This window comes from Bacillus sp. XF8, assembly GCF_017498755.1.
GTDB classification, from domain to species: domain Bacteria; phylum Bacillota; class Bacilli; order Bacillales; family Bacillaceae_G; genus Bacillus_A; species Bacillus_A bingmayongensis.
On the sequence record NZ_JAGDQK010000034.1, the window covers coordinates 1 to 17,924 of the forward strand.

Consider the following 17,924-nt stretch of genomic DNA (forward strand, 5'->3'; position numbering starts at 1 on the left):
ATTGAGCCCTGTGGAATACAGAATCCAATCCTTATTAGCTGCTTAGAATATTTGTCTAACTTTTTGGGTTCACTTCATTTCTACAAAAAGAATGGCGTTTTTTTCATTATTTAGATACAAATTTATCTCAGCATAATATATAGTTGACTTTCTAGCTCCCTACCATACAGAACTCCTCACTCTGTTCTCTCACTTCTTTTATTTCTCTTTCATAATATGGACTATCGTTTCTTTATTTTCATAATGGTTTTGTTCCAGGATGGAAGCAACGATATGAGACCAAACATCTTCTAAACCATCTAATACTTTTAAAGCAAAACCACGCTTCTCTTCTTTCAAGCCAAAGCAGTAAACTCCTTTTGCTACAATATTCGAGTCTTCTAACAAAGCTGAACAATTGAAGTTTTCAGAAGCAACCATTACGAAAAAAAGTTTCCTAGAATCTAGGAAACTTTCTTCTCTTCTTATTGTTGTTTCTTCTGCACCGGCAACCAAATCTCAACTTGCGCAAATTCACTCTTATCTTCATGACAACGTTCATCGTATAATTCAAACTCTGTAACTCCAGCATGCTCATAGCCTGAATGTGGGAACCATTCTGAGAAAATTGCATTCCATGTTTGGTGAATGGAAGACACCATATCTTTGTGTGGTACTTTTGGTGTTGTAAATACAGCGTACGTTGCTTCTGGGAATGTGCGCCGCGTTAATTCATTTGGTAATCCATCAAAGTTTGTTACTTCCATTCCAATAATATATGTGAAGTCTCCTGTCTCCAAATTAAAATCTGTACACATTCCAAGCTCTACATATTGATCCGTATGTTTACGGTTTAAAATGCGATCTGCAAGATTGTTTTTTAAATATTGATCCCAGAATGTTGGAATATCTTTATGATTTTTTCCTTCTTTACTAGTTGTCTTCATTTCATATCCCGCTACATGAAACGCTGGCTTTTTTTCAATACGAAATTCCATTTGTATTCCCCCTAAATATGGATTGAACTTCCGCTGCCTCACATTTGCTTTATAATACATCGGCGTCTTAATTCCTTGCTTTCGGTAGCTACTTGGTGTCATCTGAAACAGCTTTTTAAAAGCCCGGGTGAACGTTTCATGAGATTGAAAGCCATGTTCTAATGCGATATCCAGAATTTTTTCTTCTGAATGAGAAAGCTGATAAGCTGCCCGGGCGAGCCTTCTCTTACGAACATACTCCATTACAGAATCACCAACCATCGCTTGAAAAACGCGGTGGAAATGATACTCCGAGAATCCTGAAATACGAGCTAAATTACTTAATGTTTGTTTCTCCATTACATCTTCTTCAATATAATCAATTGCTTTTTGAATTTGTGTTTCATAGCTTTCCATCTCTGTTCACCCGCCTTATATGTATTATGATAAAAGAGAATACAATTCTTTTCTTGACGTTTTTTGCTTTTATTTTAAAGATACTATTAGAACATCCAATTGGGAACGAAAGTATATGAAAAAGCAACTACCAACACGGTAGCTGCTTTCCTTAATCACTCAAAAGTAACCTCTATCTGAATAATCTCTGACCGGCTCCCAATTCTTAATGGCGGCCCCCAAAATCCAAATCCAGAAGAAACAATTGCATGGAATGCTTCTTTCTGTACGTATCCCCAGTCCAATTCATACATTCTTCTCGTAATAAGATGATTCGGTGCCATTTGTCCTCTATGCGTATGACCCGATAATAGTAAATCAACACCAGACGCCTCTGCCTGCTTTAATTCGAATGGCTGATGATCCATCGCTATAACAGGAAGTGATTTATCTACTGTGCTCATTAGCTCTTCGAAACTTTGACGATCTCGCTCTGTTTTATCTCTTCTTCCAACAAGGTAAAAACTATCTTCAATTTTAATCACTTCATCTAACATGATATGGATATCAATCTTGTTCATCTCTTGCAGAAACTCCGGAATTGCCCTTCCATAATATTCATGATTTCCGAGCACTCCATACACACCAAGAGGCGCCTGCATTTGTTTCATAACTTGTCCCATGTTCTTCTTAATAAACGCTCCTGGATGATCGTCAATGATATCTCCTGGCAGCAAGATGATATCGGGATTCATTTCATTTACATGATGCACTAACCTTTTTAAGTGAGACATGCCTGATAATTTACCAAAATGCATATCAGAAGCCATTGCAATGCGAAGGGTTTTACGCCCTTTCACTTCTTTCGGTATATGAATCTCATACTTTCGAACAACCGGACTATAAGCATTAAATGTCCCATAACCAAAAATAAAAATAAACATACTAAGAGTAACAATTCCTGTCCAAATAATAGCTGTATCTATCGGTACTGATAACAGTTGTAAGATAAACACTGTTACATCAGCTAGTGGTAACAATATAAGTGCATATTGTATAACGGCAAACCAATAGGAGCCGATTGTCCTTAAGAAAGGGATGAATTTAAAAACTTGGACGATCAAATATGCATATGAAAGCAATCCAACTAACAATGCATAATATCCCCAAGATTGCCAACCAAAAGTCGTTCGAAACCAAACCCAGCCATTCCATCCGATGTAAAACATCAGTAATGTGTATATGATAAAAATAGTAACTATATTAAAATATCGACGCTTTTTCACAGTATGCCTCCTCTTGTATTTCTTTCATTATAACCTGCAACCTGTTCATACTGTGAATATTACGCATTACGAAATATTTGATAATAGTAATAGTAAAAGTAAAAACACTAAACAGATTTTGCTTAGTGTTTTTACTTTCCCCACATCTAATAATGCAATTGTACTTTCTTCTTGTTTTTAAATAATAAATCATGCGCACTATTAACTTTTTTCTCTAAATAATCTAATGAATACGTCCCTGAAGGATCCGCTAAATCACCAATTGCTCCTGAGAGATGATCAATTACCTTTTGTAAAGTTTCTAGATCCCTCGCTTCATTTTTCACATGCATTTCATCCATAATGTCACAAACAAGATGTTGTACTTTGCGCAAGCGCATTTCTTTCCTCTTCACAAAAAGCCTCCCCCTCGTTCATATACAATTTATACGGTTTAAATATATGGCTTTACAGCTTAACCAATTCATGTTAAGTACAAAATATAACAAGAGTTACTAATTTTATTTTCTGCTAACAAAATGAAGTGAGCGCTGTTCATCATACAAATAAAACCATACATTCCTAAATAATGAATGTATGGTTTTATAGAAACATATATTATCTTGTTAAAAACTTTATTTTCCGCAAACTATTATTATACCTGCATTGCCTTCTCTCTTAATGCTCTTCTAAGCAGTTTTCCAGTTGTATTCTTCGGCAACTCCTCCAAAAACTCTATGCTCTTTGGTACCTTATACTTTGCAAGATGTAAAGAACAGTAATGCGTTAATTCCTCTTCTGTAACTGCCCCATTCTTCAGAACAACATAAGCGCGTACAGCTTCTCCTAAATTTTCATCTGGAACGCCAATTACAACAACTTCTGCAACTGCCTCATGTTGATATAATACCTCTTCTACTTCACGAGGATATACGTTATATCCACCTACAAGTACAATATCTTTTTTTCGGTCAACGATATAAAAGTAACCTTCATCATCCATTTTTGCTAAGTCCCCTGTATATAGCCATCCATTACGAAGCGTTGCCGCTGTATCTTCCGGTGCATTATAATATCCTTTCATAACATTTGGCCCGCGAACAATTAATTCGCCTACTTCGCCTACGGGAACTTCTTCCCCAAGCTCATTCACAATTTTATTTTCTACATGCCAAATATTCGTTCCAATTGATCCTGGTTTACGCGGGCGATCTAGTGGGTTAAAACAAGTAACTGGTGAAGCCTCTGATAACCCATATCCTTCTGAAACAATAACACCAAAGCGATTTTCAAAGTTTTTCAGAAGCGCAACAGGCATAGAAGCACCGCCAGAAATACATAACCTGAGCGTCTGAACATCCTCTGCGCTTGCTTCCTCATATAAATATAAATAATTGTACATCGTTGGTACGCCAGCAAATATTGTCGGCTCATACGTACGACAAATACGAAATACTTCTTTCGGACTAAACTTTGGTAACATTAAAATCGTCGCACCGTTAATGATTGGAGCATTCACTGCAACTGTTAAACAAAATACATGGAACATCGGGAGTGCCGCAACAATGCGATCATCCGCAGTGTATTGTAAATACGCCGCTACGTCTCCAGCATTACTATATAAATTTTTATGTGTTAACATAGCCCCTTTTGGTTTTCCGGTTGTGCCTGAAGTGTATAAAATAACCGCTACATCTTCTTCATCTAGCTCTGGACCTTCATAAGATAGGTCACCGGTTCCGACTAGACCAGTAAACGTTTTCATTTTTTCGGTTTCTGAATGATTGAAATCTGATGAGGTTTCACATATGATGATATGTTCGAGAGAAGGAAGTCTTGTTGTAAGAGATTGTATAACAGGTAGAAGAACGTCGAGCGTGATGATTGTTTTTACATCTCCATTTTGTAAAATGTAATGCATTTCGTCTGCCGTATAAATTGGATTAATTGGAATGACAGTTGCTCCCGCTTTCATCGTCCCATATAATCCAACTAAAAAATGTGGTGAATTACCCACAATTAATGCGACATTGTCCCCTTTTCCAATGCCCATTTCTGCTAAATTACTAGAAAACCTCGTGACCATTTTGTTTAATTGGTCATACGAGACCGACTGATCCATAAATATATACGCCGGTTTCTCTCCTTTCTTTTTTGCTGTTTCAGCCAAAGATTGAACGAGATTCACACAAACCCCACCTTTATAAAATTTAGAAATTTTAAAAATTCTAAATACATTATATTAAAAGAAAATTCAAGTAGCAAGTAACATTCAAATAACCGCATATAAATGAGCATTCATTCATTTTTCAATTAGAGACTCTATCCGTTGTTTTTATGCGCTTTTTTGCAACAAAATAAAAAACAGTCATACATACAATATGACTGTTTTTACCATTTAAAAGAATAATGCTAAGAAATCTTCTTTTGTTATATTACCAAAGTAGCGTTTTACGTCCACATCTTCTAGAGCCGCGGCAAACGCTTCTTTATCAAACTGTACGCCTGTTAAACGCTCTTCAATATCATGAACATCTAGGGCGCCGAAGAAATCACCGTATACTTTACATTCAGTCACTGTTCCCTTTGTTACCTCTAGGCGAACATCAACTTGTCCAACTGGGAAACGGTGTGAATGTTGTAAGTTGAATTTAGGAGATTTACCATAGTTCCAATCCCAATTACGGTAACGCTCTTCAGAGATTTTGTAGATTTCTTTCCAATCTTCTTCTGTTAATTCATATGTCGGAACTTCTGTTTCTCCTTCAAAAATCGTCGCAAGAAGAAGCTGTTTAAACTCTTCTGTTGTCATTTTTTCATTTAAAAATTCCGTAATGTTTGCCACGCGGCTACGGATTGACTTAATCCCTTTTGATTGAATCTTATCCATTTTAACTTTTAATGCTGATACAACGTGATCGATTTCAGAATCAAATAATAATGTACCGTGACTGAACATACGACCTTTCGTTGAAAACTGTGCATTACCTGAAATTTTTCTACCTTCTGCTAAAATATCATTACGCCCACTTAATTCTGCATTTACACCTAATTTTCCAAGTGCTTTCGTAACAGGTTCTGTGAACTTTTTAAAGTTATGAAAACTATCTCCATCATCTTTCGTAATAAAGCTAAAGTTTAAGTTTCCTAAATCATGATATACAGCGCCGCCACCAGACAAGCGTCTTACGACATGAATCCCTTTTTCATTTACATAATCAGCATTAATTTCTTCCACCGTGTTTTGGTTTTTCCCAATGATAATGGAAGGCTCATTAATATAGAACAATAAGTACGTTTCGTTAATATCTAAATTTTTTACACAGTATTCTTCAATTGCTAAGTTAATTGTAGGATCTGTAATCCCTTTATTATCAATAAATAACATTCTATCACCTCATGAATTCCAAACGTAACCGCTATGCGCAAGCGTAATGCGGCCATCGAAAATTTGTTTTGCTTCTTCTACTAAATCAGATGTGTTTCCTGCGTGCGGCAGATGCGTTAACAGTAATTCCTTTACATTTGCATGTTTTGCAATGTCTGCTACTTCTGTACTATTCATATGCCCTGCTTTTGCAGCTTCCTGATGTGCATACATATTGCACTCACAAATAAATAAATCCGCATCTTTTGTAAATGGAATAAATTCAGGAATGTAGCTGGAATCAGCACTATATACGATTACTTCATCTCCCGCTGTAATACGCATCGCATAGCATATAACAGGATGTACTGTTTTTAAAAATGAAATCGAGAACGGCCCAATCTGAAGTAGTTCTTCCGGATTGTACACAATTCCTTTCGTATGCGGTTCATGCGTTAAGGAAGCAAATCCTTGTACATCAAACCCATGTCCATAAATCGGTAGTTCTGGTAATTGTCCTTTTGTCGCACTCGTAATTAACCTTGCATATTGCAATACCCCAATATCAGCAATATGATCGTGATGATAGTGTGACAGCAGAACTGCATCTATATCAGATGGTGTTATATATTTTTGAAGCTGTGCTAGTACACCGCTACCACAGTCAACAAGTAAACGAAAACCATCGTGTTCAAACAAATACCCCGACGTTGCTTCTCCCGCTTCTGGAAAGCCCCCCCAAAAGCCAACAACAGTCATTTTCATATGTATCCATCCTTTCTAAACCGCTAGAAATGCAGTATTCCTCCTCTAATGAGAAAGATTTTTACTTACACTCTACATTGTTAACTATAATTCATTTCCTAAACTTTTTCATTATTTTTCACTTTGTTATAAAACAGTTGTTGACATTATCAATTTGTACTAATACAATGTTAGTAAGAAATGGAAATGGAGGGATCTACATGATCGATCAACCGATGGAATTTTTCAGAAATTTACCAACAAAAACTTGTGCACACTGCGGGAAGGAAATTGATGAGCAACACGAAGCATATCATAACAAATGTGACGATTGCGTTCACGAAGAATAGTAGTTTCTAAACATAAGAAAAACCTAGCAGACATCGTCTACTAGGCTAGTAACATCGTATCTTTCATCGTTGAACCTTTCACCAAGAGCTCCAGTTCAAACTCATACAATTCTTTTTTGCGATAATTTTTCGTATGGATTTTATCCATCATTAAATCGACAACTTTTCGGGCCATTTCATCAATTGGCTGTTCAATTGTCGTAATACCTGGCTCTGTAATCTGTGATAAAATTTGATTATCAAAGCCTATTACAGCTAGATCATCTGGAATACTCCAGTCGTGGCGTTTTGCTTCTGCGATAATTCCAGCTGCTACTTCATCGCCTCCTGCCAAAATAGCGGTAGGATTTTTTTTGTCTTTTAACACGTCATGGAATATTCTTTTTCCATCCTCCCAAGAGAAAGCGTTTTCAAGAAAGTCGATTGCTTCTACTTGTCTGCTCTTCTCAGTGATTGCACGTAAAAAGCCCATTTTTCGTTGTTGACTTACTACTTTCGTTTCATTTCCACGGCAAAAAATAAGGTTGCGATAACCTTGTTCTAATACATGTTTTGCAGCTATGTAAGCCCCTTGCGCATGATCAAATTTAACCGTTGGAATATTTGCTTCTTCAATATATTCATTGCATAACACGATTGGACCGTGTTGTAAGTATGGCTCCACGTTCTCCCATGGATTCTCAAGTGAACATAAAATAATACCATCAACTTGTTTTGTTGATAACAGTTGTAAGTATTCCATCTCTTTTTCCGGTAAGTATCTTGTTTGGCAAATAATCAGTTTATATTTATGTTCAGAAGCAGCAATCTCAATCGCTTCAATAAATCTACTGAAAAAAGGATTTGTAATCCTTGGAACAAGAACTGCAATTGTTTCTGTTTTCTGTTTACGAAGTCTCCTTGCTGCAGAATTAGGAACGAATCCTAAATGTTTCATCGCCAATTGAACCCTCTTTTTCTTCTCATCTGATACGTACGGATGGTTGTTAATCACCCGAGAAACCGTTGTTCTTGATAACCCCGCTAATTTCGCCACGTCCTCGATCGTTGACACGAAATTCTCCCCCTTTGTATGAAAACGTTTTCTTAGTTAGATTATATAGTATATTATTGGAAACTGCAATATGAGTTCTTATAATTTTACTATATTAATATTATTCATAGGAAAAAGTCTGTATTTGCAGGAGAAATAATTGTGACTTTCGAACACTTCATGATTGAGTATTTATTACATGAATAAGGATGATACATAATGAATCGAACTGATCGTTTACTTGCTATACTCATAGAATTGCAGAGAAAACAAATTGTCACAGCCAAAAGTTTAGCTGAAAAATTCGAAATATGCAAAAGAACAATATACAGAGATATGCAAGCACTTAGTGAATCAGGTGTTCCGATATTTTCAATGCCTGGACAAGGTTATTCTTTAATGGATGGGTATTTCTTGCCGCCTATTCAATTAAAACCAGAAGAAGCTGTATCTCTTTTATTAGGGAGCGATTATGTTGAGAAAAATTTCGATTCAGCTTTTTCTATGCACGCAAAGTCTGCGAAAGAAAAATTAGAGGCCATTCTCCCTCAAGAACAGAAAAAGAAAGTTAAGGAACTAAAAGGAACTTTCCGCTTCCTCTCTGGTACTTTCTCTCATCAAAAATTTAATCAAAAACAACTCGAAAAACAGCTGTTTCTTTTACAAGAAGCCATTCAAAAACAGCAATGTGTTTCTTTTTCTTATCGTAAACCGAATCAAAGTAATAAAACAAAACGCACCGTGAATCCTTATGGTTTAGTCAATATTTCAGGAATTTGGTACATTGTTTCCCATTGTCTTCTTCGTCAACAAATACGGCACTTCCGTTTAGATCGTATGAGCGACTTACAACAAGAACAGAAATTCTTTCAAAAGCCAGAAGCATTTTATTTACCAGACTATCAACCGACAAATAATCGGACCATTACCATCCATTTACTATTTCCATCTACGATTGCTCACAAAGTTATTGAATCTCGCTACTTTTATTTAGATTCATATGAACAAAAAGATGATAGATTTCATGTACTTTTAAAATCAAGAAACATAGATGAAGTAGTTCCATGGGTGCTAAGCTGGGGAAGTCAAGTAAAGGTACTAGAACCAACTATTCTTTCTGAAAAAATTCGAGAAGAAGCAAAGAAAATGCTACAAATTTAATTCTTTCTTTTCCTACTGACATAATGGTGTCAACATTACCTGTTTATAATCATCCTTAAGAACGAAATCTTATATAAGAAAAGGAGTTAACACGATGAATACAAATGTCATTTTAAAGAAATTCGAAAGTTTAGCAATGGATTACGTGAATGAATTAGAAAAATACTCACTTGAACAATTTACAAAGAAACCTTCCGAAGAAGAATGGTCTCTCGGACAAATGTATAATCATTTACTTGCAGCTACATCTAGGCAGTTAGATGCCATTGCAAAGTGTACAACTGATTCTGCAACTATGGATGGTAAGAAAACAGAAATGGGTGAAAAAGTATATAAGGTGGGTGCTTTTCCTCCGATACAAATAAAACTACCTAATCGTCCAGGATTAACACCTGAAAATCCCACAGATAAAGAAGAGATTAAACAAGCATTGTTACAGCTTATTGAGAAAATGAAAGAGGTTGAGCCAAAACTCTCTTCGATTCCAAACAATTATAAGGTAGAGCACCCAGGACTTGGGTATTTAAATGCTGTAGAGTGGTTTCAGTTGATTTATATGCATTTTGCACATCATCTTCGTCAAAAGGAGAGACTAGAGAACATTCTTCTAATCAAATAAAATTCACTTAAATGTCCATATTCAAAAATTAAAAGCATTGTCACAGTATTTCCCCTACTTCCAGTGTAGAAATACTGTGACTTTTTTGTATATAATTAACAAAGAAAACGGCTCTTATTTTTACAAAAAGGGTAAATGTACATCTATACATATCATCGCTCCCTTTTTATTTTTAATGGAACCACTTATCTTTTCTACATCAGACATTACTGCAATTAATTACAAATTTGAGAGCAATGACACACTATTAGTTATTGATAGAGAAGGATTTCGTTATAAAGGCATCGAGACTCGAGAAGAAGCTCTTATCTTTGGGTTTAAAAAAGGTGATGCTCTTAAAGGGTATGGGGGAGAAAAAATTTTAATTGGAACATCTAAAGAAGAAATGATTAAAATGCTGCAAGGAGATGTATCCACAGAGAAATATGGACCTACTGTTTGAGGAATTAGTACTGTTCTCCTCATTTTGTATGGCATCTATCGTTTTCGTAAAAAAAACAAAGTGAAATTAGATAATAAATATAAAAACTCTTAGTGGATACAATCCACTAAGAGTTCTTTGTTTATTACTCCTCTAGGCTTCTATTGATTTTTCCTCTACTACATTACGAAATTGTCTCTTATGCATCCAAGTTAATGAACCAATTGTTCCAAGTGACAATAGAACAATAAAGATCATTAATATACCTGCATTTTGCCACATAAAGCTGAAGTCTCCGCTTGATACAACTGCTTTAAATCCGGATACAGAATATGTCATTGGTAACCAAGCGTTAAAATATTGTAAGAACTTCGGAATTAATTCAAGTGGGAATGTTCCTGCACTTGTTGTTAATTGCAGAATTAATGTTAAGATCGCAATAAATCGTCCTGCATCTCCAAATGCTGTTACTAAACATTGAATTAATGCAATAAATGATAGACTCGTAAGAACACTGAACAGGATGAAATACGGAACGCTCTGTACTTCAACGCCTAATCCTAATAGTAATACCAGGTCAGCTACTAAAGCTTGAATAATTCCTACTGATAATAAAACACCAAATTTACTAATAAACCAGCTAAATCCTGATTTCGGAACTCCAACTGTATCACGTAATGGATATACAATGGATAAAAGAAGTGCCCCGACGAATAGACCAAGAGATAAGAAATATGGTGTAAATCCTGTTCCATAGTTTGGAACTTCTGACATCTTCTCAGTTTGTACTTTCACCGGATCTGCAAACATGTCATATGTTTTATCCGTTCCTTTTACCTCGCCTGTTTTTTCAGCACCTTCGCCAAGTTTTTCAGCTAGTTCACCATTTCCGTCTGTTACTTTTCCGGAACCGTCTGCTAATTTGTTTACTCCGTCGATTAATTGATCAGAGCCGTCTGACATTTTACCTAAACCGCCATTTAATGAACCTAAGCCATTTGTTACTTGGTTTGATCCATCTGCTAACTGGCCTACTCCTCCTGCCATTTGGTTTGCTCCAGTAGATAAAGTTCCTAATCCGCCTGTTACTTGGTTTGAACCGTCTGCTAACTTGTTAACACCATCAATTAATTGACTTGAACCGGCAGATAATGTTCCTAAACCACCATTTAATTTACCGGCTCCATCCGTTAATTTATTAACACCCTCAACTAATTGTGGACTGCCACCTGCTAATTCGCTTACACCAATATTTAATTGTTTACTTCCTCCTGCTAATTCACTAGCACCATTCTTCGCTTCTCCTAATTTTTCACCGAATGTTTGAAAGCCAGCAACAAAACCAGTTTTTGGATCTGATAATCCGTTTGCCAGTTTGTTTGCTCCCTCAGCAAGCTGTTGTTGACCACCTTTTAGCTTCTCAACACCATTTTCCATTGAAGCTTGACCATTTTGAAGTTCATTTGCACCATCAGCAAGTTTTTTTGCACCTGCTTGAATTTTCTCAGCACCCTCTGAACCTGCAAGTCCTTTTGTTCCTTCTACAACTCTACCTGTACCATCTACAACTTTTTTACTACCCGCAGTTAGATCGTTCATAACAGGTTCTAATTGTTTTTTATATTCTTCAGGTAAATTTTTAATTTTTTCATTTAACACCGCTAAGCCATCGTCCACTTGTTTGGCTCCATCGGCAGTTTGACTCGCCCCAATATTTAAGTTATCTGCTTTTGCTTTCCACTGTGATACACCTTGTGCGAGTTCATTGGCCTTATTACCTATTTGTTCAGATCCTTTTGTTAGCTCCGGTAATTTTTTTTGCATTTCTGTTACACCAGCTAACGATTCCTGTAAACCACCATTTAAATCATTCGCACCTTTTTGAATACCTTGTATGCCTGCAGTTAACTTTCCGTGACCATCTTGAAGCTGACCAAGACCTGCTGCTAACTTATCTGTTCCTTTTTGTAACTCAGCAGCTCCATCAGAAGCCTTTTGTAAGCCGTTATTAAATACAACCGACTTACCAGCTAGCACTTGTAAGTTTTGATATATTTGCGAAGAACCTTTTGACAGTTCTCCAATACCATATTGCATTTCACCTGACTTACTGGCTAAAGTATTTAAACCGTTTGTTACTTGGCCGGATCCATCTAGTAACTTTCCAATTCCAATTTGCATTTCACCGGTTTTTCCATTTAACGTATTTAAACCATTCGCTACTTGGCCGGATCCATCTAGTAATTTGCCAGCTCCATCTACTAACTGGCTGACACCATTCTTCATCTCACCAGACTTCTCTTGCAACGTATGCAAACCATCTGTTACTTGGCTAGAGCCGTCATGTAGCTTATTTGCTCCATCTTTTGCATCAGCAAATCCTTGTGAAACATCTTTTAATGAATCAAACATTTTCTCTGCATACGTTTTTGTTAACGTATTCGATACTTCACTTTTAATTTTTTCGATAGCTGTTCCACCAATTTGTGAAGATAAGAAGTTTAAGCTTTCATTTGGAATATATTCTAAGTTTAATGGTTTCGGATTATCCTTTAACAGCGTTGTTGCATTGTTTGAGAAGTTTTCTGGAATACGAACTAACATATAATATTTTCGATTTTCCATTCCTTCTTTTGCTGTTTTTTCACTAACAAATTCCCATTTAAAACTTTCATTATCTTTTAGTTCATCAACTAACCCTTTGCCAACCTCAATTGGTTTTCCGTCAAAAACAGCACCTTTATCTAAATTGACTACCGCAACTGGCAAATCATCTAACTGTTTATATGGATCCCAAAATGCCCATAAAAACATACCCGCATATAAAATCGGGACAAATAAAACTGCAATAATTGGAATTAAAATTTTTTTACTTTTTATAAGTGCTGTAAACTCTTTACCAAGCAACGTGAATCCTCTCATTATCTCTCCTCCTTTTTGATTCTGACCATTTTATTCATTTAGTCATTTTAAAGCAAATAAAAAGGCTATATGTTATACATATTACCTAACCCTAACTTTTATAATCTTCTCTATATACTATGCACCCTTTTATTCTAAATGACTATATAGTTTACTTGGTCAATGCGAACAGATTAAAAAGATTATCTTTTGACAATCTCACATACGTAATTAGTTATTGTCCTATATCCTCCTCCTTTATAAATATGACCACTTTATTCATTTGGTCATATTTTATTATAATAAAAGGATTATCTTAATTTGACAATCCTTTTAATAAATAAAGTTCAAAAAGTTCTGCGATTCGTTCTTTATCTAGTGGTTCATGATTTTTTTCCCAATCAAAAATAAGTGATACGTATAGACGAAGCATGATAAAAGCTGTAATTTCTGGGTCACATTTACTAATCTCGCCCTTTTCAATAGCGATTTCTAAATAAGATTGAATAACAGATACAATTTCAGCCTCCACTTGCTGCATGCCATCTTGTACTTCTTTCGTGCCCATATCTCTTTCTTCTTGAATGAGTTTAATCATCAGTTGATGTTCTTTTCTGAATTCTAAAATACTATATAATGCTTTATGTACATTTTCAAAAAATGAAACATCTGGACGGATTGCATCTTTTGCAACTTGTCTCATTTCAGTAATTAAGTTAGAAATAATTTCTCCAAACAATTCTTCTTTATTTTTGAAAAAAGTATATATCGTTCCTTTTCCAACGTTTGCTAATTTCGCAACTTGATCCATTGTTGTTGCTTTATAGCCAAACGCTGAGAAAGATTTTGTTGCAGCTTCAATAATAGAACGTTTTCGATCTACTGCCACATCTCCACCTCCAAAATGACCATTTGGATAATATAGTCAATTAGTACATTTTTGATATTATCACGGTTTTCCCTTGTTTACAAGTTCTCTTTTTATTTATTTCCTAGTATAAAAAATTCCAATCTATACACCGACCTTTATTTAAGATTCTACTGTCATAGTGTATCAAAAAAAGGGAGGAAATGAAAAGGTCAAGAAACTTAGTAAAATACATTAGCAATATTAAGTAATTTTATTCACTTGAAATTGGAACAATACTTTTACTTCCTTTGCAATCGGGCTCTTCCTCTACTATCTATTCGTATCAAAAAAGTGTTCTTGAGATATGTATCTCAAGAACACTTTTTCCTATTTCAACATAGAAAGCAGGATTTTCTCCATTTCTTTCTTCGTTAAATCATCATCAATTCTTTCTTTGTATTCAGCTTCACCTCTAGTAAAGATATCATTAACAATGACAATTTGATACTCACTATTCTTCTCACTTGCAGGGACAAACACCTTCATACCTTTTAATCTACTATTACTGTAAGAAGGTGGTGCAACAAAGACAATTTGATTCCCCTCTAAATCATAGGTTTCCATATTTTCTTTCCAAGGAAGCATGTAATGAAGTGGGTCCTTATTATCTGCATAAACCCTCGATTGATAAATCGTATACCCATATTGTCCTTTCGTATATTCTGATTTAACTACTAATTCTATATCTCTTCCAAAATATGAATCTGCCCCTTCTTTCTGCAGTTCATAGCCATCACTCGTATAAGACGGTTTCTTAATTGGAAACTTAACATGATTTTGTGCTTCCTCTACAGTGAACGTTAAAGATTCAGCTACTCTATCTTCAAATGGTTTGGATTTTTTCTCAATACTAGCTAATTTTTCATTATCAGCTTGACTCAAGCGCTCCTGTTTAAATTCTTTTGTATCTCCTTCATAATTCTCGCCTACATTTTTCTTGATCATTGCTTTTTTCTGAATCTCGCGAGCTTCCTTGAATAATTGAACATACTGCTTAAATTCCTCTTTTGTTAAACATTTTTCAGCCAAATACAAAAAATCCGTATCCCTTTTATACGACTTTATTGACATACCCCACTCTCTACTTGCATTTTCTGGTGTCCCTAATATTGTTTCTATAGCATCTTCAAAAGCTTCTTTCGATTGCTGTTTTTTTTCTACCGCTTGTCCTTTCTGTCTTTCATCCACTTCCGTTGCACGTGCATTTAGTAGAGAAATAGACGCTACAGCCACTATCGCTATAACTCCAAGTAAAGACCAACGATATGATTTCTTTTGGAATTTCTTAATCATAAGAATTCTCCTTTTTAGTGTTCGTTTATTTCTGCTTAAGTTTGCTAGACTCGGTGCTTGATAGTAAATTGAATAATGTTCTAGAAGTGTAATAATTGTGTGACCATATGCAATTTGTTCCTCTGAATCTATAAAGGTAAGAGCAAATGCATCACATGCTAGTTCTTGATCTTCTCGCATACAGGAATAGGCATACCAAAGAATTGGATTAAACCAATTTAAAATAAGTAAACCGTACATAAGCCAATTCATAGCGACATCTCTTCGTTTAATATGAGATAACTCATGATAGAAAATATATTGTAGCTGCTTCTCATCCAATACTTTCATATGTCTCGTTGACAATAGTACTGTTGGGCGAAAGAACCCAAAAACAGTTGGACTTGAAATTTTCCCCGCTAACCGTAATGGAATTTGCTGTTTAATAGCTAGCGACTTTCTGCAGTTCTCAAAAATCCTAACAGTTTTTTCGTCCGTAATACTAGGTTGTTTTTTTATGTATAAGAGTAACCGTCCATTCGTAATGCAAGTTATACTCGCTAACATAATAGCTCCCAACAACCAAATATATACAGCAATTTTATAAAATGAGAATGTAGTATCTGTTTCCGTTTTCTTACTGTATATTTCTTTATTTTCTTTCTCTGTATGTACTGCGTTAGATACCAAACTATCCTCTTTTGTATTGAATGTAGTAGCATCTATATTTTTATTTTCCTGCACAAATTCTTGTGACGTTTCAGGAGAATCATTCTTTTGAAAAATCTCAGAAACACCAGAGCTATATGACATAAGCGAATAAATACTATAAGAACTATCCGGTGACCACGGCAAGAGAAGCCTTACAATCAGTATTATCCATAACATATATTGCCATCTAGGAGTTAACTTATTTCTAAGCACAACTTTCACACATAAAATTATGCCAACTAATACACTTGCCATCAGCGATGTTTCTATCAGCCAATCAAAAAAGGGAGAGAGATAGGTATTTACAACTATATCTATCATCATAATCTACCTTTTCTCTCATTCTCTTCTGTCTTTTCATCCAAAATCCGTTTCAGCTCATTAATATCTTCTGAAGATAATTTTTCTTCTTTTAAGAAATTTACAAGTAATGGTTTGAATGCTGCACCACAGAAACGTTTCAGTAAAGATTTTGTTTCCACTTGTAAGTAATTATCTTGTGATACTAATGGATAATATGCATACATACGTCCTTTATCTTGATGATAAGAAACCGCTTCCTTTTGAACTAATCGATTAATAAGTGTTCGAATTGTCTTCGGTTTCCAATCCATTGTTGTCTCTAGTTCCTCAATTATTTCATTTGCTGTTTGGGGAGATTTTGACCAAAGGACTTTCATAATTTCTAATTCAGCTTCAGATATTTTGGGTAATTTGTTTGCCATATTCAGTTTCACCTCTTGTATTACATTTGTAATCTTAATAATAGATTACAAATGTAATACTTGATTGTCAACCATATTTTAGAAATTTTTATATAGTGAATAAAACCAATTCCTTTCATGAATTTTCCCTCTTTTTTTAATTATCAATTGAAAAACCAAGAATTTTTTTACAATTGATAGTAATATAGAACATAGACATATTTATTAAAAATAGTGGAGGCTCTTTCAATCATGATGCGCGCACTTAGCTTACATATAAAACAAGCCTTTTTAAGTAAGATTTCTCTCACGCTCTTGTTTAGTTGGCTGATTCTTGTTTCAGTTTATCATTATTTCTATGTTTTACAATATTTGGGTGGTGTACCCGACGAGCTTTTAGCAACGGCTTATAAATGGATCGGCTTTCGTGATAACGAAATGGATGTGTATTTACTTTTAATGCCTGTACTAGCATCACTCCCTTTTAGTACCAGCTATAACTCTGATAAAGCTGATAAATTCAAATCATTTGTAAGTAAGGAGATTCCCTTTTTTCCCTATGTATGTACGAAATATATCGTTACCTTCCTAATTGGGGGGCTTCTTTATATTCTCCCATTCGCATTTTCATTGCTGCTTTGTAAGCTGACAATCCAAGATGGCACTCCTACACCCGCCTTAGGTATTATTAAGGACAATAGCATGTTTGCATCATTATATTTCTCTTCTCCAATTACTTATATTTCTCTATATATTGGGATTAATTTTTTGTTTGCTGGTCTTATGGCGGTATTGGGTCTCTCTGCATCCATATGGTCTAGAAAAGATTACATGGCAATTCTATTCCCTTTTGCTATAGCCTCTCTACCATATGTTATTTTAAATATCGTATTTCCTACGATTGGAGGAGCACCTATTCATTTATACGACCCAAAACAGCCGCTCCAAGGAATGTCGCCTTACATTTTAATCATGCAATGCACCTTATTTTTTGGAATTAGCTTATTTATGTATATGAAAGGCGTACAGAAAGATCGGAAGAAATATATGCGGAGACTTCAAAAAAGAATGCGATGTAAAAAATCGATTCAAAAATCAGTTAGTATATAATGTA

General features: G+C 35.1%; 17 protein-coding genes. 5 read left to right on the forward strand and 12 right to left on the reverse strand.

Annotated features, from left to right (window positions below; translation table 11 throughout):
• Positions 1-198: 198 nt before the first annotated feature.
• The 7 genes from J4P91_RS19770 to J4P91_RS19800 all read right to left on the reverse strand — a co-directional run bounded on the left by J4P91_RS19770 (position 199) and on the right by J4P91_RS19800 (position 6,749).
• Positions 199-420 (reverse strand): asparaginase, encoded by a 222-nt coding sequence (locus J4P91_RS19770; protein WP_207995507.1) that lies wholly within the window; start codon positions 418-420, stop codon positions 199-201.
• 44 nt (positions 421-464) lie between these two features.
• The gene (locus J4P91_RS19775; protein WP_207995508.1) at positions 465-1,373 is read right to left on the reverse strand and encodes an AraC family transcriptional regulator; all 909 of its coding nucleotides are present in this window, start codon (positions 1,371-1,373) and stop codon (positions 465-467) included.
• 155 nt (positions 1,374-1,528) lie between these two features.
• Positions 1,529-2,638, reverse strand: coding sequence for a metallophosphoesterase (locus tag J4P91_RS19780; RefSeq protein WP_207995509.1), 1,110 nt, complete (start codon positions 2,636-2,638; stop codon positions 1,529-1,531).
• Between the two features lie 146 nt (positions 2,639-2,784).
• Complete coding sequence (locus J4P91_RS19785) at positions 2,785-3,033, reverse strand: hypothetical protein (protein ID WP_207995510.1); 249 nt, start codon at positions 3,031-3,033, stop codon at positions 2,785-2,787.
• Between the two features lie 239 nt (positions 3,034-3,272).
• Entirely contained in the window at positions 3,273-4,805 is a 1,533-nt protein-coding gene (locus J4P91_RS19790) for a fatty acid--CoA ligase family protein (RefSeq protein WP_207995511.1), read from the reverse strand.
• Between the two features lie 210 nt (positions 4,806-5,015).
• Positions 5,016-6,005 carry a lipoate--protein ligase gene (gene lplA / locus J4P91_RS19795; RefSeq protein ID WP_207995512.1) on the reverse strand — a complete coding sequence of 330 codons (990 nt, stop codon included), beginning with the start codon at positions 6,003-6,005 and terminating at the stop codon, positions 5,016-5,018.
• A 9-nt stretch (positions 6,006-6,014) separates the two neighbouring features.
• The gene (locus J4P91_RS19800) at positions 6,015-6,749 is read right to left on the reverse strand and encodes an MBL fold metallo-hydrolase (RefSeq protein WP_207995513.1); all 735 of its coding nucleotides are present in this window, start codon (positions 6,747-6,749) and stop codon (positions 6,015-6,017) included.
• A gap of 200 nt (positions 6,750-6,949) precedes the next feature.
• Between J4P91_RS19800 and yhfH the strand changes: the two genes are divergently transcribed.
• A complete protein-coding gene (gene yhfH / locus J4P91_RS19805) occupies positions 6,950-7,078 on the forward strand; it encodes a protein YhfH (RefSeq protein ID WP_000567010.1) in 129 nt (42 codons plus the stop codon).
• Positions 7,079-7,118: 40 nt separating this feature from the next.
• Here the strand turns inward: yhfH and J4P91_RS19810 are convergent, their stop codons facing one another.
• Positions 7,119-8,132: a LacI family DNA-binding transcriptional regulator gene (locus J4P91_RS19810; RefSeq protein ID WP_207995514.1), complete on the reverse strand. Its 1,014-nt coding sequence runs from the start codon at positions 8,130-8,132 to the stop codon at positions 7,119-7,121.
• A 198-nt stretch (positions 8,133-8,330) separates the two neighbouring features.
• Between J4P91_RS19810 and J4P91_RS19815 the strand changes: the two genes are divergently transcribed.
• The 3 genes from J4P91_RS19815 to J4P91_RS19825 all read left to right on the forward strand — a co-directional run bounded on the left by J4P91_RS19815 (position 8,331) and on the right by J4P91_RS19825 (position 10,333).
• Entirely contained in the window at positions 8,331-9,272 is a 942-nt protein-coding gene (locus J4P91_RS19815; RefSeq protein ID WP_207995515.1) for a helix-turn-helix transcriptional regulator, read from the forward strand.
• A 94-nt stretch (positions 9,273-9,366) separates the two neighbouring features.
• Positions 9,367-9,891 carry a DinB family protein gene (locus tag J4P91_RS19820; protein ID WP_207995516.1) on the forward strand — a complete coding sequence of 175 codons (525 nt, stop codon included), beginning with the start codon at positions 9,367-9,369 and terminating at the stop codon, positions 9,889-9,891.
• A 76-nt stretch (positions 9,892-9,967) separates the two neighbouring features.
• A complete protein-coding gene (locus J4P91_RS19825; protein WP_207995517.1) occupies positions 9,968-10,333 on the forward strand; it encodes a hypothetical protein in 366 nt (121 codons plus the stop codon).
• A 132-nt stretch (positions 10,334-10,465) separates the two neighbouring features.
• On the opposite strand, the gene J4P91_RS19830 is transcribed toward J4P91_RS19825, so the two are convergent.
• From J4P91_RS19830 to J4P91_RS19845, 4 genes are all read right to left on the reverse strand, one after another.
• The gene (locus J4P91_RS19830) at positions 10,466-13,234 is read right to left on the reverse strand and encodes a YhgE/Pip domain-containing protein (RefSeq protein ID WP_207995518.1); all 2,769 of its coding nucleotides are present in this window, start codon (positions 13,232-13,234) and stop codon (positions 10,466-10,468) included.
• Positions 13,235-13,529: 295 nt separating this feature from the next.
• Positions 13,530-14,102 (reverse strand): TetR/AcrR family transcriptional regulator, encoded by a 573-nt coding sequence (locus J4P91_RS19835; protein WP_017152921.1) that lies wholly within the window; start codon positions 14,100-14,102, stop codon positions 13,530-13,532.
• Positions 14,103-14,450: 348 nt separating this feature from the next.
• Positions 14,451-16,427 (reverse strand): M56 family metallopeptidase, encoded by a 1,977-nt coding sequence (locus J4P91_RS19840; protein WP_207995519.1) that lies wholly within the window; start codon positions 16,425-16,427, stop codon positions 14,451-14,453.
• Complete coding sequence (locus J4P91_RS19845; RefSeq protein WP_207995520.1) at positions 16,427-16,831, reverse strand: BlaI/MecI/CopY family transcriptional regulator; 405 nt, start codon at positions 16,829-16,831, stop codon at positions 16,427-16,429. The genes J4P91_RS19840 and J4P91_RS19845 overlap by 1 nt, the downstream gene beginning before the upstream one ends.
• Positions 16,832-17,062: 231 nt before the next feature.
• On the opposite strand from J4P91_RS19845, the gene J4P91_RS19850 reads away from it, so the two are divergent.
• Positions 17,063-17,920 carry a hypothetical protein gene (locus J4P91_RS19850; RefSeq protein ID WP_207995521.1) on the forward strand — a complete coding sequence of 286 codons (858 nt, stop codon included), beginning with the start codon at positions 17,063-17,065 and terminating at the stop codon, positions 17,918-17,920.
• The last annotated feature ends 4 nt before the right edge of the window (positions 17,921-17,924 follow it).

Coding starts and splice junctions, on each gene's coding strand:
- J4P91_RS19770 (WP_207995507.1), bottom strand. CDS start 420: ATGGTTGCTTCTGAAAACTTCAATTGTTCAGCTTTGTTAGAAGACTCG.
- J4P91_RS19775 (WP_207995508.1), bottom strand. CDS start 1,373: ATGGAAAGCTATGAAACACAAATTCAAAAAGCAATTGATTATATTGAA.
- lplA (WP_207995512.1), bottom strand. CDS start 6,005: ATGTTATTTATTGATAATAAAGGGATTACAGATCCTACAATTAACTTA.
- J4P91_RS19800 (WP_207995513.1), bottom strand. CDS start 6,749: ATGAAAATGACTGTTGTTGGCTTTTGGGGGGGCTTTCCAGAAGCGGGA.
- yhfH (WP_000567010.1), top strand. CDS start 6,950: ATGATCGATCAACCGATGGAATTTTTCAGAAATTTACCAACAAAAACT.
- J4P91_RS19815 (WP_207995515.1), top strand. CDS start 8,331: ATGAATCGAACTGATCGTTTACTTGCTATACTCATAGAATTGCAGAGA.
- J4P91_RS19820 (WP_207995516.1), top strand. CDS start 9,367: ATGAATACAAATGTCATTTTAAAGAAATTCGAAAGTTTAGCAATGGAT.
- J4P91_RS19830 (WP_207995518.1), bottom strand. CDS start 13,234: ATGAGAGGATTCACGTTGCTTGGTAAAGAGTTTACAGCACTTATAAAA.
- J4P91_RS19840 (WP_207995519.1), bottom strand. CDS start 16,427: ATGATAGATATAGTTGTAAATACCTATCTCTCTCCCTTTTTTGATTGG.
- J4P91_RS19845 (WP_207995520.1), bottom strand. CDS start 16,831: ATGGCAAACAAATTACCCAAAATATCTGAAGCTGAATTAGAAATTATG.
- J4P91_RS19850 (WP_207995521.1), top strand. CDS start 17,063: ATGATGCGCGCACTTAGCTTACATATAAAACAAGCCTTTTTAAGTAAG.